General features: G+C 70.5%; 19 protein-coding genes and 1 pseudogene. 13 read left to right on the top strand and 7 right to left on the bottom strand.

Annotated features, from left to right (window positions below; genetic code table 11):
* Positions 1 to 141: 141 nt before the first annotated feature.
* Positions 142 to 681 (bottom strand): annotated as a pseudogene (locus tag H4W31_RS42540) (M23 family metallopeptidase); the annotation flags it as partial.
* 203 nt (positions 682 to 884) lie between these two features.
* On the bottom strand, positions 885 to 2,963 hold the full coding sequence (locus H4W31_RS06875) for a SpoIIE family protein phosphatase (RefSeq protein WP_318783059.1): 2,079 nt from the start codon (positions 2,961 to 2,963) through the stop codon (positions 885 to 887).
* Between the two features lie 338 nt (positions 2,964 to 3,301).
* Here H4W31_RS06875 and H4W31_RS06870 point away from each other — a divergent pair, with 338 nt between their 5' ends.
* The gene (locus H4W31_RS06870) at positions 3,302 to 7,672 is read left to right on the top strand and encodes a hybrid sensor histidine kinase/response regulator (protein WP_192765889.1); all 4,371 of its coding nucleotides are present in this window, start codon (positions 3,302 to 3,304) and stop codon (positions 7,670 to 7,672) included.
* Between the two features lie 24 nt (positions 7,673 to 7,696).
* On the top strand, positions 7,697 to 8,251 hold the full coding sequence (locus tag H4W31_RS06865; RefSeq protein WP_192765888.1) for a response regulator: 555 nt from the start codon (positions 7,697 to 7,699) through the stop codon (positions 8,249 to 8,251).
* Positions 8,252 to 8,331: 80 nt separating this feature from the next.
* Here H4W31_RS06865 and H4W31_RS06860 read toward each other — a convergent pair whose 3' ends face one another.
* Positions 8,332 to 8,667 (bottom strand): STAS domain-containing protein, encoded by a 336-nt coding sequence (locus H4W31_RS06860; protein ID WP_192765887.1) that lies wholly within the window; start codon positions 8,665 to 8,667, stop codon positions 8,332 to 8,334.
* A gap of 213 nt (positions 8,668 to 8,880) precedes the next feature.
* Here H4W31_RS06860 and hemL point away from each other — a divergent pair, with 213 nt between their 5' ends.
* From hemL to H4W31_RS06820, 8 genes are all read left to right on the top strand, one after another.
* Positions 8,881 to 10,218, top strand: a complete 1,338-nt coding sequence (hemL, locus tag H4W31_RS06855) for a glutamate-1-semialdehyde 2,1-aminomutase (protein WP_192765886.1) — start codon at positions 8,881 to 8,883, stop codon at positions 10,216 to 10,218.
* 74 nt (positions 10,219 to 10,292) lie between these two features.
* The gene (locus H4W31_RS06850) at positions 10,293 to 10,940 is read left to right on the top strand and encodes a histidine phosphatase family protein (protein ID WP_192765885.1); all 648 of its coding nucleotides are present in this window, start codon (positions 10,293 to 10,295) and stop codon (positions 10,938 to 10,940) included.
* Position 10,941: 1 nt separating this feature from the next.
* Entirely contained in the window at positions 10,942 to 11,535 is a 594-nt protein-coding gene (locus tag H4W31_RS06845; RefSeq protein ID WP_192765884.1) for a TlpA family protein disulfide reductase, read from the top strand.
* The gene (locus tag H4W31_RS06840) at positions 11,535 to 12,476 is read left to right on the top strand and encodes a cytochrome c biogenesis CcdA family protein (RefSeq protein ID WP_192765883.1); all 942 of its coding nucleotides are present in this window, start codon (positions 11,535 to 11,537) and stop codon (positions 12,474 to 12,476) included. The genes H4W31_RS06845 and H4W31_RS06840 overlap by 1 nt, the downstream gene beginning before the upstream one ends.
* Positions 12,476 to 14,125 (top strand): cytochrome c biogenesis protein ResB, encoded by a 1,650-nt coding sequence (gene resB, locus H4W31_RS06835; RefSeq protein ID WP_192765882.1) that lies wholly within the window; start codon positions 12,476 to 12,478, stop codon positions 14,123 to 14,125. Before H4W31_RS06840 ends, resB begins: the two co-directional genes overlap by 1 nt.
* Complete coding sequence (gene ccsB, locus H4W31_RS06830) at positions 14,125 to 15,165, top strand: c-type cytochrome biogenesis protein CcsB (protein WP_192765881.1); 1,041 nt, start codon at positions 14,125 to 14,127, stop codon at positions 15,163 to 15,165. Before resB ends, ccsB begins: the two co-directional genes overlap by 1 nt.
* A 288-nt stretch (positions 15,166 to 15,453) precedes the next feature.
* Positions 15,454 to 16,620 (top strand): serine hydrolase domain-containing protein, encoded by a 1,167-nt coding sequence (locus tag H4W31_RS06825; protein WP_192765880.1) that lies wholly within the window; start codon positions 15,454 to 15,456, stop codon positions 16,618 to 16,620.
* 140 nt (positions 16,621 to 16,760) lie between these two features.
* Complete coding sequence (locus tag H4W31_RS06820; protein ID WP_192765879.1) at positions 16,761 to 18,245, top strand: ATP-binding protein; 1,485 nt, start codon at positions 16,761 to 16,763, stop codon at positions 18,243 to 18,245.
* Between the two features lie 312 nt (positions 18,246 to 18,557).
* Here the strand turns inward: H4W31_RS06820 and H4W31_RS06815 are convergent, their stop codons facing one another.
* From H4W31_RS06815 to H4W31_RS06805, 3 genes are all read right to left on the bottom strand, one after another.
* Positions 18,558 to 20,042, bottom strand: coding sequence for an RNA polymerase sigma factor (locus H4W31_RS06815; RefSeq protein ID WP_192765878.1), 1,485 nt, complete (start codon positions 20,040 to 20,042; stop codon positions 18,558 to 18,560).
* 93 nt (positions 20,043 to 20,135) lie between these two features.
* A complete protein-coding gene (locus tag H4W31_RS06810) occupies positions 20,136 to 20,507 on the bottom strand; it encodes a YciI family protein (protein ID WP_192765877.1) in 372 nt (123 codons plus the stop codon).
* Positions 20,508 to 20,634: 127 nt separating this feature from the next.
* Positions 20,635 to 21,342, bottom strand: coding sequence for a DUF998 domain-containing protein (locus tag H4W31_RS06805; protein WP_192765876.1), 708 nt, complete (start codon positions 21,340 to 21,342; stop codon positions 20,635 to 20,637).
* A 371-nt stretch (positions 21,343 to 21,713) separates the two neighbouring features.
* On the opposite strand from H4W31_RS06805, the gene H4W31_RS06800 reads away from it, so the two are divergent.
* From H4W31_RS06800 to mqnP, 3 genes are all read left to right on the top strand, one after another.
* A complete protein-coding gene (locus H4W31_RS06800; RefSeq protein WP_192765875.1) occupies positions 21,714 to 22,118 on the top strand; it encodes a hypothetical protein in 405 nt (134 codons plus the stop codon).
* 200 nt (positions 22,119 to 22,318) lie between these two features.
* Positions 22,319 to 23,779 (top strand): menaquinone biosynthesis decarboxylase, encoded by a 1,461-nt coding sequence (locus H4W31_RS06795; RefSeq protein WP_192765874.1) that lies wholly within the window; start codon positions 22,319 to 22,321, stop codon positions 23,777 to 23,779.
* Entirely contained in the window at positions 23,779 to 24,681 is a 903-nt protein-coding gene (gene mqnP, locus H4W31_RS06790) for a menaquinone biosynthesis prenyltransferase MqnP (protein WP_192765873.1), read from the top strand. Before H4W31_RS06795 ends, mqnP begins: the two co-directional genes overlap by 1 nt.
* Positions 24,682 to 24,766: 85 nt before the next feature.
* On the opposite strand, the gene H4W31_RS06785 is transcribed toward mqnP, so the two are convergent.
* Positions 24,767 to 25,933, bottom strand: coding sequence for a terpene synthase family protein (locus tag H4W31_RS06785; protein WP_192765872.1), 1,167 nt, complete (start codon positions 25,931 to 25,933; stop codon positions 24,767 to 24,769).
* Positions 25,934 to 26,075 lie beyond the last annotated feature (142 nt).

Genomic DNA, 26,075 nt, shown 5'->3' with positions numbered 1-26,075 from the left:
GTTGGTGTAGCCGTCGGCGGTCACGGTGTCGCCCTGCTTCTGGCAGAGCACGTGCACCAGGGTCGGCCCGGCCAGGGTGGTCACGGTCGGGGCCGCGATCCGGGCGTCGGTCCGGACCCGTACGCCGGTTCCCCAGGTCCAGAAGGCGGTACCGCCGCCACACCCGTTGTCACTGGTCAGGTGCCGCTGGTTGTACGACCCCGGATACGGTGCGAGGGAGGCCCCGTTGATCACGATGGTCTGCCCGGCCCCGTTGAACAACTGTTCGTAGTGGATGTGTGCACCGGTGGAGTTGCCGGTGCTGCCGGTGGTGCCGATCTGCTGGCCCTGGCCGACCGTGGCGCCGTCCGCCACCGAGAACGCGGCGAGATGGAAGTAGTACGTCGTCCAGCCGCCACCATGGGTGATCACGATGTAGTTGCCGGCCCCGCCGGCCTGGTAGTAGCGCCGGGCGGTGCCGGGGGCGGAGGCGAGCACCGGAGTGCCGGCGGTGCCGCCGCCGTCGGAGCGTACGAAGTCCAGCGCCAGTCGAACCTCGGCGCTGTGATGGCTGTAGGTCCACCGCTGTCCACAGGGGAATGGTGCCTTGAACACCGGAGCGGCCTGGGCCGGCGTCGCTACCAGGAGCGTCGCCGCGAGGGTGGTGCAGAGGGCGGCCGTCAGGCCGACGAGGAACCGGATTGATCGCAAGATCCCAACCTTCCCAGAGCAGGGCAAGGAATGATCGGTTCATTGCGTACGCAGTAACGATGATGGTAGCCAATTGATCTATACATGTAAATGCTTGACTTGTATAGCGGTCCGGCGTGAAGGTTTCCTTCGCCGATGAGCCGCCGGCCGCCCGGCTGATCGGGAGGGGTGGCCGTCGGTCGAAGGGGGCAGCGTCAGCCGAGCGCGTCGTTGCGCAGTACCAGGATGGCGATGTCGTCCCGGGGCGACTCGACGGAGAAGTTGATCGCCGTGTTGCGCAGTCGGGCGGCCATCACGTCGGCCGAGTAGCCGGCGAGCGGGGCCGCCGCGTCCCGGAGCCGCTCGACACCGAAGAGTTCCCGGCCGCGACGTCGCTCGGTCACCCCGTCGGTGTAGAACACCAACGCGTCCCCGGGATCGAGGTGCACCTCGGCGACCGGCGAGGCGATCGAGTCGAGCAGGCCGAGCGCCGTACCGCCGGTGCCGACGAACGACGCCGGCCCGTCGCCCCGGACCAGGACCGGCCGGTCGTGGCCGGCCAGATAGAGCGAGACGGCGAGCCGGCCGCCCGGCTCCCGGTCCACGGCCGCCAGCGCGAGCGTGCAGTACCGGCCGCCACCCCGCTCGACCAGCGTCTCGTTGAGTCGGGTCAGCACGTCCGGCAGCGGGCGGCCGTCGCCGACCAGTACCCGGATCACGTCCCTGACCAGGCCGGTCACCGCAGCCGCCTGGACGCCCTTGCCGGAGACGTCACCGACGACCACCATCCACCGGTCGTCGGGCAACGGCACCACGTCGTAGAAGTCGCCGCCGACGTCGGCGGCGTCCCCGGCCGGTACGTACTCGGCGGCGAAGCCGATGCCGTCCACGACCGGCAGGACCGGTGGCAGCAGCGACTGTTGCAGGGTCTGGGCGACCTTGCGCCGCTCGTCGTGGATCCGGGCGTTCTCGATCGCCAGCGCGGCCCGCCGGGCCACGTCCTCCAGCACCGCGACCTCGTCGGGGTCGTGCCGGTGCCGCTGGTGCCGGCCGACCGCCAGGGTGCCGAGGCGCTGGCCCCGGGCGACCAGCGGAATGGCGAAGCCGTCCATCGGCGGCCCGATCGGCACCTGCCCCTGGCTGCGGGACGCCTCACGCAACCGCGCCTGCACCGACTCGGGGCCGTCCTCCTTGAGCATCTTGTGCAGTTGCGGCAGCACCGCCTCGTCGGCGTGGGTCGCCGCCGCCAGCCGCAGCCGGCCCCACTCGTCGGCGGTGTGCACGGCACACCACTGGCCGAGCCGGGGAACCACGAGCTGGGGGATCAGCGCCATGGTCAGTTCGACGTCGAGCGACTGGGCGAGCAGTTCACTCGCCTCGGCGAGAAAGGTGAGCCAGGTCTGCCGGCGTACGTCGGTCCGGCGCAGCCGGTCGTTCTCCAGGTGCAGGGAGAGCCGCTCCGCCACCAGGGCGGCGAGGGGTCGCGCGTAGCCCGAGGGCGCGGCGTCGAGTTCCAGCTCCCCGGCGTACGGGCGGTGCACCGTCAACGGCACCCGGAGCAGTTCGTCGCCGGGGCGGGGCTGTCGGCCGTACCGGGCCAGCAGTTGCCAGCCGGCGCCGTCGCCCCGGTCCAGTCGTACCGCCCCGCCGGCCGCCCCGAGCATGTCACCGACCCGGACCAGCAGGTCGGCGGCGAAGGTGGGCAGCGGATCGTCCGCGTACGGGTCGGGGGCGGTCTGCATCAGCGCGCTCATCGCCCCGGCGCTCGGTGCGGACGGGCCGGGCTGGCCACTGCCGGTGCCGGTGGCGACCCGGTACGGCGTATCGGGCTGGCGGCCCGCCGGCATGGAGGCGTCCTTGCGGTCCAGCCGGAACCAGACGCCCTTGCCGGTGGCCTGGTGGGTGGTGCCCCAGCGACTGGCGAAGTGGTCGACGAGGAGCAGGCCTCGACCCCGCTCCGATACCTGCGAAATATCCGTTAGGTCGTTTTTCGGCCGTGCTGTCACGTCGTCGATCGGTCCGGCGGCGAAGTCGGAGACGGTGACGGTGAGTCCCAGCTCGTCCGCCACGACCTCGATGTCCAACTCGGTCCGGGCGTGCTCCACCGCGTTGGTGGAGAGTTCGGTGGTCAGCAGCAGGGCCTCGTTGAGCAGCTCCTCCAGCCCGGCCTCGGCGAGCACCGACCGGACCAGGGCGCGCGCCGCCGCCGGCGTACGCCGGTCGGCAGGCAGCCGGACCCGGCGCAGCTGGTCGTCCGCGCCGCCGGTCCCCGTACCGCCCGCCTCCGCTGGCACGCTTCGCATCCTCCACGATCCGAGATCCAGGCCACCCTATCCGGGCGGCGCAGCTCAGCGCCCCGCTCGGGCGCCACGTCGGCCGGGTCCGGCCCGCGCTACGCTGGACCCCGCCCTACTTGACCGTTCTGCCGGCTTTATTCCCCAACTGATCATCCGCTCGTACATTGACCTCCGGCGCGCGGCACAGGGTGGCATTTCCCAGACGACAGGCACAATGATGGGTGTGGTCGCGCCGGAGCGGCACCGCCGAGGCGTGCCGGGACGCATCCACGGCCACCTGATGGGCGCGGGCTCGCGAGTAATGACCCACCTCCTTCGAACCTGAGCGAGGAACGATGACCACGGCGAAACAGATCTCTGCCGAGGAACGGTCGACGGCCGAGGACGCGGTGCTGCTCGGCGAACTCGCCGAAGCGTTGCGGCGGGTCCGTCGTGGCGACTTCAAGGTACGACTTCCGCGCCGGGCCGGTGCTGCCGGCGAGGTCGCCGACGCCTTCAACGAGGTGGTGTCGGTACAGGAACGGCAGCATCTCGACCTCCGGCGGATCAGCCGGATCGTCGGACGGGACGGCCGGCTCACCGAGCGGCTGGACGAGGAGGGGCTGGACGGCGCCTGGGTCGAGGGACAGCGGGCGATCAACTCGCTCATCGACGACCTGGGCCGACCGACCACCGAGATCGCCCGGGTCATCGTGGCGGTCGCCGACGGCGATCTCTCCCAGCACATGGCGTTGGAGATCGACGGCCGGCCGCTGCGCGGGGAGTACCTGCGGATCGGTCGCACCGTCAACACGATGGTGGACCAGCTCTCCTCGTTCTCCAAGGAGGTCACCCGGGTGGCCCGCGAGGTGGGCACCGAAGGTGAGCTGGGCGGGCAGGCCGACGTCCGGGGCGTGGCCGGCACCTGGAAGGACCTCACCGACTCGGTGAACACGATGGCGTCGAACCTGACGTACCAGGTGCGGTCCATCTCCCAGGTGACCACGGCGATGGCCCGGGGTGACCTGAGCCAGAAGATCACCGTCTCGGCCAAGGGCGAGGTCGCCGAACTGGCGCACACGATCAACGGGCTGACCGACACCCTGCGGCTCTTCGCCGAGCAGGTGACCCGGGTGGCCCGGGAGGTCGGCACCGAGGGCAAGTTGGGCGGCCAGGCCGACGTACCCAATGTCGCCGGCACCTGGAAGGACCTGACCGACAGCGTCAACTCGATGGCGTCGAACCTGACCGCGCAGGTCCGGAACATCGCCCAGGTCTCCACGGCGGTGGCCCGGGGTGACCTGAGCCAGAAGATCACGGTGGCCGCCCAGGGCGAGATCCTGGAGCTGAAGGACACCGTGAACACGATGGTGGACCAGCTCTCGTCGTTCGCCGACGAGGTGACCCGGGTGGCCCGTGAGGTCGGCATCGAGGGCAAGCTCGGCGGCCAGGCCCAGGTACGCGGGGTCTCCGGCACCTGGCGGGCGCTGACCGAGAACGTCAACCAGCTCGCCGGCAACCTCACCTCGCAGGTCCGGAACATCTCCCAGGTCTCCACCGCCGTCGCCAAGGGTGACCTGAGTCAGAAGATCACGGTCGACGCCCGGGGCGAGATCCTGGAGTTGAAGTCGACGGTGAACACGATGGTGGATCAGCTGTCGTCGTTCGCCGACGAGGTGACCCGGGTGGCCCGCGAGGTGGGCACCGAGGGCAAGCTCGGCGGTCAGGCCGAGGTGAAGGGTGTCTCGGGTACCTGGCGCGACCTGACCGACAACGTGAACTCGATGGCGTCGAACCTCACCTCGCAGGTCCGGAACATCGCCTCGGTGACGACGGCGGTGGCGAAGGGCGACCTCTCGCAGAAGATCACCGTTGATGCCCGGGGTGAGATCCTGGAGTTGAAGTCGACGGTGAACACGATGGTGGACCAGTTGTCGTCGTTCGCCGACGAGGTGACCCGGGTGGCCCGTGAGGTGGGTACCGAGGGCAAGCTCGGCGGTCAGGCCCAGGTACGCGGCGTCGCCGGCACCTGGCGCGACCTGACCGACAACGTGAACTCGATGGCGTCGAACCTGACCGCACAGGTCCGGAACATCGCCCAGGTCTCCACCGCCGTGGCCAAGGGTGACCTGAGTCAGAAGATCACGGTCGACGCCCGGGGCGAGATCCTGGAGTTGAAGTCGACGGTGAACACGATGGTCGACCAGCTCTCGTCGTTCGCCGACGAGGTGACCCGGGTGGCCCGTGAGGTGGGTACCGAGGGCAAGCTCGGCGGTCAGGCCGAGGTGAAGGGTGTCTCGGGTACCTGGCGCGACCTGACCGACAACGTGAACTCGATGGGATCGAACCTGACCGCGCAGGTCCGGAACATCGCCTCGGTGACGACGGCGGTGGCGAAGGGCGACCTGTCGCAGAAGGTCACCGTCGACGCGCAGGGCGAGATCCTGGAGCTGAAGGGCACCGTCAACACGATGGTCGACCAGCTCTCGTCGTTCGCCGACGAGGTGACCCGGGTCGGCCGGGAGGTCGGCATCGAGGGGAAGCTCGGCGGCCAGGCACAGGTGAAGGGCGTCTCCGGCACCTGGCGGGACCTGACCGAAAACGTGAACCAGCTCGCCTCCACGCTCACCACCCAGCTCCGGGCGATCGCCCAGGTCTCCACGGCGGTCACCACCGGCGACCTGACCCAGCGGATCACCGTGCAGGCCCAGGGCGAGGTCGCCGAGCTGAAGGACAACATCAACCAGATGATCGTCACGCTCCGCGAGACCACCAAGAAGAACGCGGAGCAGGGCTGGCTCGACTCCAACCTGGCCCGGATCGGTGGCCTGTTGCAGGGGCAGCGCGACCTCGGCGAGGTCTGCCGGATGATCATGACCGAGGTGACCCCGCTGGTCGACGGCCAGCTCGGCGCCTTCTTCCTCGCCGACAACGACGAGGCGGTGATGCGGCTGCGGCTGACCGCGTCGTACGGCTACGTCGCCAAGCACCACGACGTCACGTTCGGCCCCGGCGAGGGGCTGGTCGGGCAGGCCGCGCTCTCCCGGCGCACGATCCGGGTCGGGGCACCGCCGAACGGCAGCCTGACCGTCCGGTCCGGACTCGCCGCCACGCCCCCGGCCGACCTGGTGGTGCTCCCCGTCCTGTTCGAGGGCGAGCTGCTCGGCGTCATCGAGTTCGCCAGCGTGTCGCCCTTCCTCGACCTCCACCTGTCGTTCCTGGAGCGGCTGGTGCTCACCACCGGCATCGCGGTGAACACCATCCAGGCCAACCGGCGTACCGAGGAACTCCTGTCCCAGTCCCAGCGGCTCGCCCACGAGCTCCAGGAACAGTCCGCCGAGCTACAGCGGACCAACGCCGAGCTGGAGGACAAGGCGCAGCTGCTGTCGGAGCAGAAGGGCAACATCGAGACCAAGAACCGGGAGATCGAACTGGCCCGGATCGGTCTGGAGGACAAGGCGCAGCAGTTGGCCCGGGCGTCGGCGTACAAGTCGGAGTTCCTGGCCAACATGAGCCACGAGCTGCGTACGCCGCTGAACTCGCTGCTGCTGCTGGCCCGGTTGCTGGCCGACAACTCCGAGGACAACCTGACCGAGAAGCAGATCGAGTTCGCCCGCACGATCCACAGTGCCGGCTCCGACCTGCTCTCCCTGATCGACGACATCCTCGACCTGTCGAAGATCGAGGCGGGCCGGATGGACGTCGAGCCGACCGAGGTGCGGTTCTCCGAGATCCGCAGCTACGTCGAGCAGGCCTTCGCGCCGCAGGCCGAGGAGCAGGGACTGGACTTCCAGGTACGGGTCTCCAAGGAACTGTCGTCGACGCTGGTCACCGATGCCCAGCGGCTACAGCAGATTCTCCGCAACCTGCTCTCCAACGCCGTCAAGTTCACCGACAACGGTGCGGTGACGCTGCGGATCGGGCCGGCACCGGAGGGCGCGTTCTTCGACGTACCGGCGCTGGCCACCGCGCACCAGGTGGTGGCGTTCACCGTCATCGACACCGGGATCGGCATCTCCGACGACAAACTCGGGCTGATCTTCGAGGCGTTCCAGCAGGCCGACGGCACCACCAGTCGGCGGTACGGCGGCACCGGGCTCGGGCTGTCGATCAGCCGGGACCTGGCCCGCCTCATCGGCGGCACCATCACCGTGTCATCGGCGCCGGGACAGGGCTCGACGTTCACCCTCTTCGTACCGGACGTGCTGGCTCCGGACGCGGTGGTCGCCCCGGTGCCGGTGCCGCCACTGCCGTCGAGCCGGGGCGGGCTGGCCACCATGTTGCGGACTTCGAGCGAGCCGGACCACCCGCCGACCCCGGCCGCCCGGCAGCTCGACGGGGCCACCGTGCTGATCATCGACGACGACGTCCGGAACGTCTTCGCGTTGACCAGCGCGTTGGAACTGCATGGCATGACCGTGCTCTACTCGGACAACGGAGTGGACGGCGTACGGCTGCTCGCGGAGCACCCGGAGGTGGACATCGTGCTGATGGACGCGATGATGCCGGACCAGGACGGGTACGAGACGACCCGGGCGATCCGCCGCAACCACCGCTTCACCGACCTGCCGGTGGTGTTCCTGACCGCCAAGGCGATGCCGGGAGACCGCGAGTCCGCGCTCGGGGCCGGGGCGAGCGACTACATCACCAAGCCGGTGGACCTGGACGAGTTGATCGAACTGATGGCGTCCTGGGTGATCGGGGACGGACGAGAGGTCGACGGGTGACCGCCGGCCGCGAGGGGACTACCAGTGAGTGAGCTGGCCAAAGCCCTGCTGGTCGACGACCGGCGGGAGAACCTGATGGCGCTCGAGGCGATCCTGCAGGGACTGCCGGTGCAGTCGGTCGCCGTGGAGAGCGGGGAGGCCGCGCTCAAGCAGCTCCTGGTGGACGACTTCGCGGTCATCCTGCTGGACGCCCAGATGCCGGAGATGGACGGCTTCGAGACCGCGAGCCACATCAAGCGACGGGAACGTACCCGGCACGTCCCGATCATCTTCCTGACCGCCGCGGACCGGGACGCCCAGCTCGCGTTGCGGGGGTACGCGGTCGGCGCGGTCGACTACCTGACCAAACCGTTCGACCCGTGGGTGCTCCGGGCCAAGGTCTCGGTCTTCGTCGAACTGTGGGTGAAAACCCGGCAACTCGCCGCACAGTCCGAGCTGGTACGGGAGCGGGACACCCAGTGGCGGACGATGACCGAGGCGGTGGACGACGCCGTCGCGATGCTGCGCTCGGACGACCCGGACGGCCGGGACCGCGCGGTCGAGTTGCTGGAGCAGGCCCGCTGGGGTGCCGTGGCCTGACCGGCCGCGCGTACCGGGCCGACGGCCGCAGACTGGCCGACGGCCGGGCGGTGGGTGTCGTGGGCGGTGGCGGTGGGTCGTCAGCCGGTCGACTGCTCGTTACGGATCATCAGTGCCGAGCGGAGCCCGGTGATGTCCAGCACCCTGAGCAGGAAGTCGCCGACGTTGGTCAGGACCAGCAGGCTCTGCGCGTGGCTGGCCTTGCGGCTGAGTACCACCAGGGTGCCGAGCCCCTGGGAGTCACAAAACGTGACATCGCTCAGATCGAGCACGATCCGGGACGGCGCGTCAGCGAGTACCTCGTTGACGACACTGGACAGCCTGGCGGCGGTGAGCATGTCGATTTCGCCCGCGAGGCGCAGAATCGCCTCGTCGGACGTCCGCTGCACACCGATTGTCAGCTCGGCCCGGTTCACCCGATCAGCCTATCGCGATCCAACCGAACCGGCCTGTTGATGGCCGCCGCCCCGCCGGGTCGATGACCGCCCGCCCCGCCGGTTAGGAAGGGGCCCTTCTTCTACAGAAAGCGATATGCGGGGGCCCTTCCTTGCATCTGGGAGGGTGACGTGGGCGACGCTGCGAGGGGTGGGTGCCGGGGGGGCAGGTGGCGCTGACAGAATGGCGGCACCGTGAGCGAGACGTATCCTGCCGGGCCCGGCCGCTATCCGGCCGACGCACCGGCCTCCCAGGCCCTGTTCGACCGCGCCCGCGCCATCGTGCCGGGCGGGGTGAATTCTCCCGTGCGTGCCTTCCTGGCCGTCGGCGGCACTCCCCGGTTCATGGCCCGTGGCTCGGGCCCGTGGCTCTTCGACGCGGACGACCGGCGCTACGTCGACCTGGTCTGCTCGTGGGGTCCGCTGATCCTCGGGCACGCCCATCCCGGCGTGGTCGCGGCGGTGCAGGACGCCGCCGCCCGGGGCACCAGCTTCGGCACCCCGACCGAGGGCGAGGTCGAGCTGGCCGCCGAGATCGTCGCCCGGACCTCCGTCGAGCAGGTACGGCTGGTCAACTCGGGCACCGAGGCGACCATGTCGGCCATCCGGCTGGCCCGGGGCTACACCGGCCGCAGCAGGATCGTGAAGTTCGCCGGCTGCTACCACGGGCACGTCGACGCCCTGCTCGCCGCCGCCGGCTCGGGCGTGGCGACGCTCGGTCTGCCGGACTCGCCCGGGGTCACCGGTGCGGCGGCGAGCGAGACCATCGTGCTGCCGTACAACGACGTGGCCGCCGTCGAGGCGGTGTTCGCCGCCCAGGGCGCCGAGATCGCCGCGATCATCACCGAGGCCGCCCCGGGGAACATGGGTGTGGTGGCGCCCCGGGAGGGTTTCAACGCGGCGCTGGCCAGGATCGCGCACGCGCACGGCGCACTGTTGATCGTCGACGAGGTGATGACCGGCTTCCGGGTCTCCGCCGGGGGCTGGGCCGGACTCGAACCCGTCGACGCCGACCTCTTCACCTTCGGCAAGGTGATGGGCGGCGGGCTGCCCGCGGCGGCGTTCGGCGGACGTACCGAGATCATGGGTCGGCTCGCGCCGGCCGGGCCGGTCTACCAGGCCGGCACGCTCTCCGGTAACCCGCTCGCCTGTGCCGCCGGCCTGGCCACGCTTCGGCTGGCCGACGCGGCGGTGTACCGGCAACTCGACGAGACCGCCGCCACGCTGGGCAAGCTCGCCGGCGACGCGCTGACCGCCGCCGGGGTGCCGCACCGGTTGTCGTACGCGGGAAACATGTTCTCGGTCTTCTTCACCGACGCGGAGGTGGTCGACTTCGACACCGCGCGGGGCCAGGACGTGGCGGCGTTCCGGGCGTTCTTCCACGCGATGCTGGCCAGCGGGGTGTACCTGCCGCCGAGCGCCTTCGAGTCGTGGTTCGTGTCGACGGCGTTGGACGACGCCGCCTTGGAGCAGATCGCGGCGGCGCTGCCGGTAGCGGCCGAGGCTGCGGCGGCGGCCGGTCACGGGGGGTAGTTGGTGGTGAGCGAGCGAACCGGGCAGCTCAGTGTGGATGCTCAGGGCGGCGCGAAGCGAAGCGGAGCGCGGTCATGAGCACGACGGTCGTGCACGTGCTGCGGCACGGTGAGGTGTACAACCCGGAGAAGATTCTCTACGGCCGGCTGCCCGGCTACCGGCTCTCCGAGCTGGGCGTGCAGATGGCGAAGGCGGCGGCGCAGGCGCTCGCCGACCGGAACATCGTGCACGTGGTGGCCAGCCCACTGGAGCGGGCCCAGCAGACGGCGGATCCGATCGCCGCGCAGTTCGGGCTGCCGGTCGGGGTCGACGAGCGGCTGATCGAGAGCGCCAACTGGTTCGAGGGCAAGCGGGTGTCGCCCGGCGACGGCTCGTTCCGGGATCCCCGCAACTGGTGGGTGCTGCGCGATCCGGTCACCCCGTCCTGGGGTGAGGCGTACACGGCGATCGCCGAGCGGATGTTCGCGGCGGTGCACGCGGCCCGGGTGGCGGCCGAGGGGCGGGAGGCGATCTGTGTCTCGCACCAGCTTCCGATCTGGACCCTCCGGCGGTACGTCGAACACAAGCGGCTCTGGCACGACCCGCGTAAGCGGCAGTGCGGCCTGGCCAGCCTGACCTCGTTCCACTTCGACGGTGCCAAGATCGTCGGGATCGGCTACACCGAGCCGGCGGCGCACCTGGTCGCCATGTCGCCGACCGCCCGGACGGCCAAGGGGGCATGAGATGAGGCGTCCCCGACGAGCCCGGCTCGGTGCCCTGCTCGCGGTCGCCGCGGCCCTGGCCCTGGCCCTGGTCGGCTGCTCGGGCGAGGACGACTGGAAGGACGACTGCACGACGAAGGGCGGCGTGATCGAGTGCGCCCCGGAGCATCGCCCGCAGGCGCCGAAGGTCACCGGTGAACTGCTCTCCGGCGGGAACTACGACCTGGCGCAGGATCGTGGCCAGGTCGCGGTGATCAACTTCTGGGGCTCCTGGTGTGCGCCGTGCCGGGCCGAGGCCGACGACCTGGAGGCGACCTACCAGGCGACCCGGGAGCGTGGCGTCCGCTTCATCGGCATCAACATCCAGGACGGGCGGGACAAGGCCAGGGCGTTCGAGGAAGCCTTCAAGGTGACGTACCCGAGCCTCTTCGACCCGCCGAGCCGGTTGGCGCTCGCCTTCGACATTCCGCCGAACTCCATCCCGGCCACCGTCGTACTGGACCGGGAGGGCCGGATCGCGGTGGTGATCAGGACCGCGGTCACCCGGGAGACGCTGGAGCCGATCCTCACCCGGGTGGCGGCGGAACAGGCCGCCCCGGGCGGCGGGCCGAACTGATGGGCCAGACCTTCGCCGACCTCGCCGAGAGCGGGCCGCTCTGGCTGGCCATCGGCGCGGCGGCGCTCGCCGGCCTGGTGAGTTTCCTGTCCCCGTGCGTGCTGCCACTTGTGCCCGGCTACCTGTCGTACGTCACCGGGCTGGCCGGCAGCGACCTGGAGCAGCGCCGGGCCGATCAGGAGCAGCGCCGGGCCGACCCGGAACCGGGGCGGGCGGGCGACGGTCCCGGCGGACTGGCTCCCGAAAGTGCCGCGCCGACGGTCGCAGGTGGCCCCGCACCAGCGGGCGCAGGTAGCGCCGTGTCGGCGGGCGTCGGTGGCGGGGTGGCGGTGGCCACCCGGCCGACCCGGACGGCGGGGGCGGTACGCGGCCGGGTGCTCGCCGGCACGCTGCTCTTCATCGCCGGCTTCACCGTCGTCTTCACCCTGACCGCCGTCCTGGTCACCGCCGTCGGCCAGGCGCTGTTCGCGCAGAAGCGGCCGTTGGAGATCGCGATCGGCATCGTGATCATCGTGTTCGGCCTCTCCTACCTCGGCTGGATCCCCGGCATGCAGCGCGAGGTCCGGATCCAGCGGCTGCCGGCGGCCGGGCTGCTCGGCGCGCCGGTCTTCGGCGCGGTCTTCGCACTCTCCTGGATTCCCTGCGTCGGCCCGACCCTCAGCGCCGTCGTCGGAATGGGTACGGCCAGCGGACAGGCCGATCGGGCCGCCGTACTGGCCGTCGCGTACTGCCTCGGGCTGGGGTTGCCGTTCATCGTCTTCGGGCTCGGCTTCCACCGGCTGCTCGGGCTGTTCCGGGCGATCCGCCGCAACAGCCGTTGGGTGACCCGGGTCGGTGGCGCACTTCTCATCGTCATCGGACTGGCCCTGGTCACCGGCGGCTGGCAGGACCTCGTCATCTGGTTGCAGAGCACGTTCGGAGCCGGCGAGGTGGGCATCTGATGCCGGCCGTGGACGGGCAGACCGAGACCACCCCGGTCGAGAAGCCGACGGAGCCCGCGTCGGCCCCGCCACGGGTACGCCGTATTCCCGCACCGCTGGCGCTGCTCCGTAACTCGTGGCGGCAGCTCACCAGCATGCGTACCGCGCTGATCCTGCTCTTCCTGCTCGCCGTCGCCGCGATTCCGGGATCGCTGCTGCCGCAGCGCAACATCAACATCGAGAACGTCAACGCCTTCCAGGCCGAACATCCCGACCTGTTCCCGGTGCTGGACCGGATCGGCGGCTTCGACGTGTACGCCTCGCCGTGGTTCTCGGCGATCTACGTACTCCTGTTCACCTCGCTGGTCGGCTGCATCGTGCCCCGGCTGCGCGACCACGTACGCGCGCTGCGCACCGCACCTCCGGCGGCGCCGAAGCGGCTGGACCGGCTGCCGAAGCACGTCGTACTCGACTACGACGGGGACGACCTGACGGCGGTCGTGGCGATGCTCCGCAAGCGGCGCTGGCGGGTGGCGGTGCGCGACAACGCCGTGTCGGCCGAGAAGGGCCTTCTCAAGGAGACCGGGAACCTGCTGTTCCACTTCTCGCTGATCGGCGTGCTGGTCGGCATCGGGCTCGGCTCCTGGTACGGCTGGCACGGCAACCGGCTGCTCGTCGCCGGCGAGGAGAACGCGTTCTGCAACAGCCTCCAGCAGTACAGCGAGTCCCGGCTCGGGCACCGGATCGACGGAAGCGACCTGCCGCCGTTCTGCCTGGAGTTGACCGACTTCAAGGCCCGGTTCCTGCCGACCGGGCAGCCGGCGTCGTTCCGGGCCGAGGCGACGGTGGAGGAGGGCGACCGGGCGCCGTACCGGGCGAACTTCTCGGTCAACGACCCGCTGCGGCTGGACGGCCTCAGCGTCTACCTGCTCGGGCACGGCTACGCGCCGATCCTGCGCTACACCGACCGGTCGGGTAAGGCGCAGCTCAGTGACGAGGCGTTCCTCACCCTCGACGGCAACCTGACCAGCGAGGGAGTGGCGGCCTTCCCGGACGTCAACCTCGATCCGGCGACCGGTGCGCGCAGCCCCGACCTACAGGTCGCCTTCGAGGGCCTCTACTTTCCGACCGCTCCGGACGCGCCACCCTATGCCCGGTCGGTGTACCCGGCCGAGCGGTCTCCGGCGGTGATGCTGTTCGCGTACCGGGGGAACCTCGGGATGGACGCCGGGATCCCGGGCTCGATCTACCGGCTCGACCAGCGTCAGGTCGACAACGGGAAGCTCACCCGGCTCGGCGATGGCAAGCTGTTGCGGCTCGGCGAGAAGTGGACGCTCGACGACGGTACGACGGTCGAGTTCCTCGGCACCCGGCCGTACATCACCCTCTCGGTCCGGTCCGACCCCGGCGAGCGGATCGTGCTGATCAGCTCCGGGCTGCTGCTCGTCGGCCTGATGCTGTCCCTGTTCGGCCGGCGGCGCCGGGTCTGGTTCCGGCTTGTTCCGGCACCGGCCGGGAAGTCAACGACAGATCGTAGTAGTTTGGTGGAGGTGGGCGGGCTACCGCGCGCCGAATACTCGGGATTCTCCGACGAGTTCGACAAACTCGTCGCCGCGACGCGTCCCGGCGGGGCGCGACCCGATGCGGCGACGGGGAAGGGGACCGACTGATGGCCGCGCTGTCCGACCAACTCCTGGTGGTCGCGATCCTGGGGTACCTGCTCGCGATGATCGGCCACGCCGCCGAGTACGCCTTCGGCACCCGGAGCGTGGTCGGCCGGGCGGCGGTCCGGCCGGAGCGCGAGTTGGTGCTGGTCGGGTCCGGTGCGGGCGGCGGTTCCGAACCGGTCGTCGGGACCGGGCTGGACGCCACCGACGTGGTGACGCCGGCCGGCGGGTCGACGCCTGGCGCTGACGGGCCGACGTACGACGTCGACGGGCCGAAGTCGACGCGGGCGCTGCTGGCCGGGCGGATCGCGGCGGCGTTGACCGTGATCGCGGCCCTCGTGCATCTCGGCGTGGTGGTCACCCGTGGCGTGGCTGCCGACCGCATGCCGTGGGGCAACATGTACGAGTACCTGCTCACGACCACCCTCGTCGGGGTGGTCGGCTGGCTGTGGCTGCTGTACCGGCGTCCCGCACTCCGGCACCTCGGACTCTTCGTCGCGCTGGCGATGGTGCTGCTGCTGGCCGTCGCCGGGCTGGTGCTGTACGTGCCGATCGTGCCACTGGTGCCGGCCCTGGACTCGTACTGGTTCGTCGTGCACGTGGCGACGATCTCGACCTCGTCCGGCATCCTGCTGCTGGGTGCCGTACCGGCGGTGATGTACCTGATCCGGAACGGGTACGACCAGGGCAAGCGGAGTTTCCCGTACACCCTCGGTGCCCGGGTGCCGGCCGCGGCCAGCCTGGAACGGCTGACCTTCCGGCTGCACGCCTTCGCGTTCCCGATCTTCACCTTCGCGGTGATGGCCGGCGCGGTCTGGGCCGAGGCGGCCTGGGGCCGGTACTGGGGCTGGGACCCGAAGGAGATCTGGGCCTTCATCTCCTGGGTGGTCTACGCCGGTTACCTGCACGCCCGCGCCACGCCGAGCGTCAAGCGTCCGGTGGCGACCTGGATCGCCGTACTCGGCTTCCTGACCATGCAGATGAACCTGTACGGCGTGAACATCTTCTTCGAGGGACTGCACTCGTACGGCGGCCTCGACTGAGGCGGGTCAACGACCGCTCCGGCGTCTCCCGGCAGCTCACTCTGCCGGCGTAGCTCTCGGGCACGTCGACTGAATGGATCTTGACGACCTGTTGTCGCTCCGACGACAAGAAATCGTCAACTTTCGCCTGGAGCCGCACCGGTCCCGGGGGACAAGGGCCCGCCCGGCGCCGCTGCCATGATTCGAAGGGCTCAGGGCTGCCCGAAGACCCTGGGTACGGCAGCCCCCCGGTTCGATTGTCGAGTTGGCAGGAGTGCTTCCCCACGGCTGGTTCGGGAGCCTGGGTTGATGACGAATCGAGCCGTTCGAATTGCTGGCCGGGTCGTGGCGGTGAGCCTGGCGCTGGCGCTGCTGGGCGCCGTTGCCCCGGCGACCGCGAACACGACCACGAATTCCACACCGCTGCAACACGACGTGGACAGGCTGCACGCTCTCGGAGTCACCGGCGTTTTCGCCCGGCTGGATACCGGCCATGGTGTCGAGGTTGCCCGCAGCGGGGTCGCCGATCTCGACACCCGCCGCCCGGTCCCGCGCGATCCGTACCTGCGGATCGGTAGCACCACCAAGACGTACGTCGCCGTGGTGGTGCTGCAACTGGTGGCCGAGGGCCGGCTGTCGCTCTCCGATCCGGTGGAGCGGTGGCTGCCCGGGGTGGTCGCCGGCAACGGCAACGACGGTCGTACGGTCACCGTCCGGCAGCTGTTGCAGCACACCAGCGGGCTGCGTAACTACACCCAGGACCTGGTGTCGAACTACGTCACACCGGAGACGTACCGACAGGAGCGGTGGCGGACGTACACCCCGGGCGAACTGGTCGCGATGGCGATGAGCGAGCCGCCGAGCGACACCACCTGGGCCTACTCGAACACCAACTACGTACTCGCCGGAATGCTGATCGAGGCGGTCACCGGCCACGGCTGGGAGCGCGAGGTCCAGGATCGGATCATCCGCCCGCTGGGCCTCCGGCACACCCGTACGCCTGGGACCTGGCCGTTCCTGCCGGCGCCGCACGCCACCAACTACCAGCAGTTCACCGAGGGTGGGCCGCTGGTGGACACCACCATCGCGGTCCGGGGCCTGGACAGCGGCGCGGACGGCTCGATGGTCAGTAAGGCCGGCGATCTCAATGCCTTCTTCGCGGCGCTGATCCGGGGCAGACTGCTGCCGCCGGCTCAGCTGGCCCAGATGCGGCAGATGGTGGCGATTCCCGACGGCAACGGCTACCCGTCGGGCAGCGGCGACGGGCTCGGACTGTTCTACCGCCCGCTCTCCTGCGGCGGCGGGTACTGGGGCCACGGTGGCAACGGGTTCGGCTACACCATCGAGCCCGCGGTGAGCGATGACGGCAGTCGCCGGATCACCGTGTCGCTGTTCACCGGCACCATCGACCGGGACGCCATCGCGGCCCGCGCCGGCGCGTTGAACAGCCTGATCGACCGCGCGATCTGCGGCTGAGAGGCAGCTTCCGGAAGTCGGTTCTCCGGCCGCGCTTGACGGGCGCGCACCGAGGCGGGTGGCCAGTTCAACTGATCCGACGCACGGCGGTCGAATTAGAAGTAGGCTTCTAAGAACTGTACTTCTAACTAGGGGGCCGGGTGGCAGGGCCGCGGAAACCAGCGGGGATCTTCGACCGGGATGCCGAGTGGGCGGATCTTGCCCGGTTCGCCGCCGACGATCGTCCCGGCGCCACCCTGGGCGTCGTCACCGGGCGCCGACGGCAGGGCAAGACCCTGCTGCTGTACGAACTCGCCCGGGCCACCGGCGGGTTCTACTTCGGCGCCACCGAGGCCACCCCGACAGATTCGCTGCGTCGGCTCGGAGCGGCGCTCGGGCAGCACACCGGCGCCCCCGGGCCGGTCGACCTGCCCGACTGGGAGCACACCGTCGACGCGTTGCTCGCCGTGGGTCGGGCCGGCCCGACCACTGTCGTACTCGACGAGTTTCCGTACCTGGCCCGAGCCAGCCGGGACCTGCCCTCGGTGATCCAGCACGCGCTGACACCCGGCCGCGTCGAACGCACCGAGTCCCGTACCCGGATCCTGTTGTGCGGGTCGGCCCTCTCCTTCATGGGCGGCCTGCTCGCCGGATCGGCGCCGCTGCGCGGGCGGGCCGGACTGGAGTTGCCGGTCCAGCCGCTCAATTTCCGCAGCGCTGCGCGGTTCTGGGGGATCACCGACCCGGCGCTCGCGGCGAGGGTCTTCGCCATCGTCGGCGGCACGCCCGCCTACCGCCGGGAGTACGTCTCCGACGACGCGCCGGCAGACCTGGCCGACTTCGACGACTGGGTGGTGCGGGCGGTCCTCAACCCGGCCAGGCCGCTCTTCCGCGAGGCCCGCTACCTGCTCGCGGAGGACCCGGACCTGCGGGAGACCGCGCTCTACCACTCGGTGCTGGCCGCCGTGGCCGAGGGCAACGCCACCCGGGGCGGGATCGCCGGCTACATCGGGCGCAAGGCCACCGACCTGCAACACCCGCTGACGGTCCTGGAAGACGTCGGCCTACTCGTCCGGGCACCCGATCCATTCCGCACCGGCCGGAGCAGCTTCCGGATCACCGAACCGCTGGTGACGTTCTACCAGGCCGTCATGCGCCCGGCCTGGACCGCGCTGGAGCAGCGTCGGGGCGCGGACGTCTGGCGCCGCTCGCAACGCCGGTACGCCAGCGCCGTTCTCGGTCCCCGCTTCGAGGAACTGGTCCGGGAGTGGGCGCTGCGGTTCGCGGCGCCGGAGACCTTCGGCGGTCCAGTCGCCGAGGCGAATTCCGGCGTGCTGACCGACCCGGTCAGTCGGACGAGACACGAACTCGACCTCGTCGCGCTCGGCGAGCCACCGATCGGCGACGGTCCGCGTCCGTTGCTGGCCATCGGCGAGGTGAAGTGGGGCCGCCGACTCGGCGAGCCGGATCTCGACCGGCTACATCGGATTCGGGAGGTGCTCCAGGGCCGAACCGGCTTCGACACCGGAGATGTCCGGTTACTGCTGGCCAGTGCCGAGGGCTTCACCGAGCGGCTCACCGCGATCGTTACGGAGCGAGCAGATGTCGTCCTGGTCGACCTGGCCCGGCTCTACACCGGCGAGTGACGGCCGGGCCTTGGACAGCGTTCCACCGAGCAGTCCGCCGAAAGCCCGCATCCGCACGTCGCACCATCCACTGGGTTTCGCGGAGCGTGCCGTCGATCTCCCAGTCGAAACCGGGCACGAGTGGCTGCGGTACGGTCAGCCGACGCCGCCAGGTGGTACGCCAACTGCAACGCCTGGTGCGTCAGGTCACCGAACTCGACCGGTCGAATCGACGGTCCTAGCTGTTCGACCACGCCGCCCCCACCAGCCGGGAATCGCCTTCAGGATCACCATCCATCCAGCATCGTGGGGTCTGACGTCAACCGGACCGCGTCAGCCCGCTGTCGGGTCGACCACGCGCGTCCTCCCGCTCGCCGAGTCGATAGATCCTGGCGTTGTGTTGTTGCCCGCACGACTGTGGCGGCCAGCACCGGCGGCAGCGGCAGCGGCTTCGGCGGCACGGTCCAGGAAAAGCTTCCGCTCTCGAGCGTTCCTGGTCAGCTCGGCGGCCCGCTCGAACTCCTGCCGGGCCTCGTCGTACCGGCCGAGCCGGCCGAGCAGGTCGCCCCGGACCGCCGGCAGCAGCGGATAACTCGCCAGCACGGGTTCGTCGGCCAACTCGTCAACGATCTCCAGACCGTCAGCCGGCCCGCTGGCCATCCCGACCGCGACGGCCCGGTTCAGTTCCACGATCGGGGACGGCGAGACGTGCACCAGTACCCGGTAGAGCGCGGCGATCCGTACCCAGTCGGTCTGGTCGGCGCTGCGGGCACGGGCGTGACACGCGGCTATCGCGGCCTGAAGGGTGTACGGCCCGATCCCCAGCGCCTCGGCCCGATCCAGCGCTTCGAGCCCGCGCCGGATCAGCAGCCGGTCCCACAACCGACGGTCCTGGTCCGGTAGCAGGATCGGTTCGCCCGATGGGCCGGTCCGGGCACGGATCCGGGACGCCTGGATCTCCATCAGGGCCAGCAGACCGTGTACCTCGGCCTGCTGCGGCATCAGCCGGGCCAGGATCCGACCGAGTCGGAGCGCCTCCGCACAGAGGGTCGGCCGCATCCAGTCGTCGCCGGTCGTCGCCGAGTAACCCTCGTTGAAGACGAGGTAGATCACCTCGAAGACCGAGGCCAGCCGGTCGGCGAGTTCGGTCCGCGCCGGCAGCTCGAACGGTACGCGCTTCGCGGCGAGCGTACGTTTCGCCCGGGTGATCCGTTGTCCGACGGTCGACTCCGGCACCAGGAACGCTCGGGCGATCTCGTCGGTACGCAGCCCACCCAGCAGCCGGAGCGTCAGGGCCACCCGCCCCTCGGTCGGAAGCACCGGATGACAGGCGGTGAAGACCAGTCGGAGCAGGTCGTCGTCGATCTGCCCGTCGTCGAGTACCGCCGCCAGGTCGGGGTCGGTCGGCTCCGATCGGCTCTCGATCTCCCGGCCCAGCTCCCGGAGCTTCCGCTGGTACGTCGTACGCCGCCGGAGCAGGTCGATCGCGCGATGCTTCGCGGTGGACACCAGCCAGCCACCCGGATTCGGTGGTACGCCCGCCCGGGGCCACTGTTCCAGCGCCACGACCAGCGCGTCCTGGGCGAGTTCCTCGGCGAGCCCGACGTCCTGCACCAGCCGGGCGAGCCCGGCGATGATCCGGGCGGACTCGATCCGCCAGACCGCCTCGATGGTCCGCCGGGTCGCCCCGTCCGGATCACCCGCCTGGCCTGAACCCGCGACCCGGTCCGGGCCGGTCGCCTGGTCCCGACCGGTGGCCTGGTCCGGATCGGTGGCCTGGCCTGGATCGGTGGCCTGGTCCGGATCGGTGGCCGTCATGGTTACCGATCCAACCACCAACGTGGACGTCCGGCCGGGGCGGCGTGCGAGGGAACCCGTCCACCACCCCGGCCAGAACCGACCGTTCCCGGTTCAGGACTGCGGTGCGAAGTCCTCGGGTCCGTACACCCGGAGTACCTCACCCTCGCCCTCCCAGCCCTCCCAGAGGTCGCGGTGCAACTGCATGAAGCGGGAGGTCCACTCGACCGCCTCCTCCTTCGCGCGCACCTCGTACAGGGCGTAGCTGATCGTCTCCTTCGTCTCGGCGAACGGCCCGTCGGTCACGCTCAGTTTGCCGGCCGAGACCTGCATCCGTGCGCCCTCGGCGCTCGGTGCGAGGCCGCCGGTGTCGAGCAGCGCGCCGGCTGCGGTCGCCTCCTCGCCGAGCTGCATGATCGCCTCCATCAGCCCGGGCGGCGGCGGGCTGGTGATCCGGGTGGCCCGCAACAGTGCCAGGTATCGCATCGTGGTGACTCCTTCGGGTCGGTTCTTCGGTCGGGTCGTTCCCGGCCGCAACTGGTACGTCGAACGGCGGGCCACGGAACCGATCCGCCGGCAGTCCTTCTCCGGCAACGGTCGCGGCCGACCTGGGTCAGTTGGCTCGCGTGGTCCGGCGGTAGAGGTGGGCGGCCACCGCCGACATCCAGGCCCAGGCGAGGACGACCACGGCGGTGAAGGCCAGGTTGATCCCGGCACTACCGGCTCCGGCCGCCATCGCGACGAAGCCGGCGAGGAACAGCACGCCGGTCGACCGGGAGAAGGTCGCCCAGCCCCGGCGCCCCTCGCTGGAGAAACGGCGGGCGAGGACGAGGCAGGCCGCGATCAGGCAGGCGAATCCGATGCCGCCCGCGGCGAAGTGCAGCATGCCGGGCCACGTTACCGCCGCCCCGACCTCCGGGGTGCCGGCCGGAAAGCCGAGGGCCGGATCCGCGCGGAACGCTCCGGCGGCGACGAGACTGACCCCGTACGTCCCGATCAGCCGGGGCGCCCAGGTCGCGCCGGGCCCCGGGGACAGCACCCGGTGCAGTCCGATCCCGAGTGCGATGGTCAGCAGCCCGGCCAGCACCAGGTTGGTGATCTGGATCCAGCCGAGTGCGCCGTTGCTCAACAGGCTCCAGGCGTGCCGGTCGAGCTGGAATCCGTCCCGGGTCAGTGCCTGGGCCAGCGACACCAGGACGTACGTCGGACCGGCGACGATGCCGTACCCGAGTAAGGCCCTGCTGACCCTGGTCGTCGGCGTACCCGAACGGTCGAGCAGCTCATCGGTGGTCCTGACCCGCAGTCGCGTCTCCTGGTCCATCGTCGTCCTCCTTCGGTGCGCCCTGCGTGGGGGCGGTGTGGTCGGCGGTGCGCGCGGTCGTCGACTCGGACCGCCCGCTACCCATGCCTCGATCGGAGAGCGGCGGATCCGACAGGTCGTCCGGATTTTTTTCCGACGGGGTTCGGCCGACAGGTCGTCCGGACTTTCCGACGGGTTCGGCGTCGGTCCGGCGGAGACGCCCAGGAGACCGCCGAGCAGCAGGAGATTGCCGAGCAGCAGGAGACCGCCAAGCAGGAGGTGGAGCCGGCTCTGTCAGCGGGCCGACGAGTCTTGCTGTTGACAAGATGCCCGTCGGTGACGCAATCTTGACGACGACAAGTTGCGCGTGTCCGACCCTGACAGGAGACCTCATGTCGTCCGCGACACAGACCACCGCAGCCATCCTGCTGATCACCGTCTCGACGATCGCCTTCGGTGGTCTGTCCCTGCTCATGCACCTCGTCCGGCGGATTCCCGGCTACCTGGACAACCCGGTGCGGCGCGCGCTCTGGACGGCCGGGCACGCCCACGCCGGCGTACTGGTGCTGTTCGCCCTCGTCGCGCTCCTCTACCTCGACCGGACCGGCTTCGGCGACGGGACCAGGATGTTGATCCGTACCCTCCTGGTCGCGGCGCCGATCCTGATGCCGCTCGGCTTCTTCCTGTCGGTGGTACGTCCCTCGGACACCCGACCCAACAAGTTGATCTGGCTAGTCGGCCTCGGCGGCCTCAGCCTGGTCACCGGCACCCTGCTGCTCGGCATCGGCCTGCTCTAACGCCCTCCGCACGCCGTCACCTGGACACCAGAGGCGTCAAACGGAGTGGTTGACGCCTCTGGTGTCCAGGTGGGCGCGGCGTTCCCGGTGTGCCGGCCCAGCAGGTGGAAGGCCCGTCCGGCCGCCCGGTGGCGGGAGCCCGGTCACGCTGTGGGGACCCGGCCTCGTCGCCCGGCCGGGCGGTGCGACAGACTAGCGCCATGGCGGCTCGTGGCTTTCCGTACCAGGATCTCCGGGAGTTCCTCACCGCGCTGGAAAGCGCCGGAGAGTTGCGTCGGGTAGGCGTACCGGTCGATCCGACGCTGGAGATCAGCGAGGTGACCACCCGTACGGTCCGGGCGAACGGGCCGGCGCTGCTCTTCGAGCGGCCCACCCGGGGTGAGATGCCGATCGCGATCAACCTGTTCGGCACCGAACGCCGGATGGCGATGGCGCTCGGCGTGGACCGGCTCGACGAGATCGGCGCGCGGATCGGGGCGCTGGTCAAGCCGGAGTTGCCGGTCGGCTGGTCCGGCATCCGGGAGGGCCTCGGCAAGGTCATGCAGCTCAAGTCCGTACCGCCGAAGAAGGTGAAGACGGCCCCCTGCCAGCAGGTGATCTACCGGGGCGGCGACGTCGACCTGAACCGGCTGCCCGGCCTCCAGGTGTGGCCCGGCGACGGCGGGATCTTCCACAACTACGGGCTGACCCACACCAAGCATCCGGAGACCGGCAAGCGCAACCTCGGCCTGTACCGGTTGCAGCAGCACTCGGCCAACAGCCTCGGCATGCACTGGCAGATCCACAAGGACTCCACCGCGCACCACGCGGTCGCGGAGCGCCTCGGCCAGCGGCTGCCGGTGGCGATCGCGATCGGCTGCGACCCGGTGGTCAGCTACGCCGCCTCGGCGCCGCTGCCCGGCGACATCGACGAGTACCTGTTCGCCGGGTTCCTGCGCGGCGAGCGGGTCGAGATGGTCGACTGCCTGACGGTGCCGTTGCAGGTGCCGGCGCACGCGCAGATCGTGCTGGAGGGCTACATCGAGCCGGGGGAACGGCTGCCCGAGGGCCCGTTCGGCGACCACACCGGCTTCTACACCCCGGTCGAGCCCTTTCCGGTGCTGCACATCGAGGCCATGACCACCCAACGTGACCCGGTCTACCACTCGATCATCACCTCGAAGCCGCCGCAGGAGGACCACGGCCTGGGCAAGGCCACCGAGCGGATCTTCCAGCCGCTGCTCAAGCTGATGATTCCGGACATCGTCGACTACGACCTGCCGGCGGCCGGGGTCTTCCACAACTGCGCGATCATCTCGATCCGCAAGCGCTACCCGAAGCACGCCCAGAAGGTGATGAACGCGATCTGGGGCGCCCACCTGATGTCGCTGACCAAGCTGATCGTGGTCGTCGACGAGGACTGCGACGTGCACGACTACGCCGAGGTGGCCTGGCGGGCCTTCGGCAACGTCGACTACGCCCGGGACCTGCTGCTCACCGAGGGGCCGGTGGACCACCTCGACCACTCGTCGTACCAGCAGTTCTGGGGTGGCAAGGCCGGCGTGGACGCCACCCGCAAGCTGCCGGGCGAGGGTTACACCCGGGGCTGGCCGGAGGAGATGACGATGTCGCCGGAGATCCGTTCCCTGGTCGACAAGCGCTGGACGGAGTACGGCATCTGATGACGGCCGTGCAGGAGTCCCCGGGGCGGGTCAAGTCCTTCCTCCGGCTGGTGGCGATCGAGCACTCGGTCTTCGCGCTGCCGTTCGCCTTCCTGTCGGCGTTGACCGCGATGGAACGGCACGGCGGACGGGTGCGCTGGCTCGACCTGCTGCTGATCACGATCGCCATGGTCGGTGCGCGTACCTTCGCGATGGCGGCGAACCGGATCATCGACCGACGGATCGACGCCCGCAATCCGCGTACCGCCAAGCGGGAGTTGGTCACCGGGGCGGTGAGCGTGCGGACGGCCTGGACCGGCGCGGCCGTCGCCCTGGTCGTCTTCCTCGCCGCCGCTGCGGCGCTCAACCCGCTCTGCCTCGCGCTCGCCCCGCTCGCGGTGGTGCCGCTGGTGGTCTACCCGTACGCCAAGCGGTTCACCGACTGGCCGCACGCGATCCTGGCGCTGGCCCAAGCGGTCGGCCCGGTCGGTGCCTGGGTCGCGGTGACCGGCACCTTCGCCGGCTCCGGCCCGGCCTGGCTGCTCGGGGCGGCGGTCGGACTCTGGATCGGCGGCTTCGACCTGATCTACGCCTGCCAGGACAGCGAGGTGGACCAGCGGATCGGAGTACGCAGCGTGCCGGCCCGGTACGGCCGCCGGTTCGCGCTGTACGCCTCGACCGTCGCGCACGTGGTGACGTTCGGCCTGTTCCTGTGGTTCGGCGCGCTGGTGGGACTCGGCTGGCCGTGGTGGTTCGGCCTGCTGCTGACCGCGCTCGCCTTCGGCTACCAGCACGTGGTGGTCACGCCGACCGACCTGTCCCGGGTCAACCGGGCGTTCTTCACCGCCAACGGGTTCGTCGGGATCGCTCTCTTCGTCTTCGCCCTGCTCGATCTCGTGGTCCGGTTCCACCTACGCGGTTAGCCGCCCCCGACCGAGCCGCCCCCGACCGAGCCGTCCCCGACCAGGCCGCCCCCGATCAGCGCGTCGCCGGGAAGTCGATCGCGCGTCAGGGGGCCGCCGGGAAGTCGTCCCGCGTCAGAGGGGTGGGGCCGGGCAGCCGCTCCAGCCGGACCGCCGAGTTGGCCGGCCGGGCGGGTGGCAGCGCGTCCCGGTAGCGGCCGCTCTCCAGGGACCAGTCCATCGTGCCGCGTACCGAGTTCGCCACGCCCTCCAGGTACTCGCGCAGCGACCCGTCCAGCGCCGATCCGAACGACGGCACGGCGTCCCGTAACTCGACGAACCGCCGCATGCTGCGCTGCCAGCGTCGGACCACCACCCGGACCGCCGCCTCGACCGGTATCCCCTGCTCCCGGGCCACCGCCAGCACCAGGTTGTGCCCGCCCGAGGTGGCCGCGTCCCGGTCCAGCGACAGCAGGTCGTTGAACCAGGAGAGCAGGTCGTTGGCGGTGGCGGCGACCTCGCGTACCGCCGGGTGGTGGTAGACGGCGTTCGGCACCGGCCGCCCGGTGGCGAACTCGATCAGGGCGTACGAGACGTAGGCCGCCGACGTCGCGCGGCGCAGCGGGACGTACTCGGCCACGCTGGGCAGCCGCCCGGTCGCCTTGTTGGTGGCCTCGGTGACCACGCCGTCGAGATGGTGGGCCACCGCGTCGACGAAACGGTCCCGCCAGGAGGCCGACATCCTGCGGGAGGGAACCTGCCAGGCGTCGGTGAGCATCCGCCGGAGCGGTCCGTCGAACGGCTCGGGCCGGGGTCCCGGCTGGTTCGCCGAGCGGGTCTGCGGTGGCGACGTCAGCCGGGCCGCCGGTCCGTTCGGGGACCGGGTCCCCGGTGCGGCCGGCGATTGGTTGGCGGGCCGCGACCCCGCCGTGCCGGGCGGGTGGCGGAGCAGCCGCAGTACCCCGTCACAGAGCGCGGCCACCTCGGCGGGCCGGGGGCGCCGGGTCGCGTCGCAGGCGTCGTCGAGCAGGAAGAACCAGGTGAACAGCGCGCTGAGCACCTGTAGGTCGGCCTCGGTGGCATCGGGATACAGCCGGCCGGCGTACCGGGCGACCCCGCCCCGGGCGAGCCGGCCCCGGGCCTCGCTGTCGAGCGGTCCGCCGACCCGGTCGGCCCAGTCGACCAGCCAGTCCTGCACCTCGTCCGCGTACGGGCAGAGCCGTGCGGGAATCGGACACCGCAGCTCGTCAACCCACGCGCCATCGCTATACATGTCCGTCCTCCCTCGGTCCCGCACCACGGACATACGTGAGCAGCATTCCACCTTTCGAGGTGTTTGTGATCGCCGTCGTCGCCGTCCCATCTCGCATCAGCTGATGATCCGGTCCCTCCGCCGTGTCCCGCCGGGACGACCG

Origin of the sequence: Plantactinospora soyae, assembly GCF_014874095.1 — a bacterium.
GTDB lineage: Bacteria > Actinomycetota > Actinomycetes > Mycobacteriales > Micromonosporaceae > Plantactinospora > Plantactinospora soyae.
The sequence above is the reverse complement of the archived record's forward strand: the minus strand, read 5'-3'. Positions and strand labels throughout refer to the sequence as shown.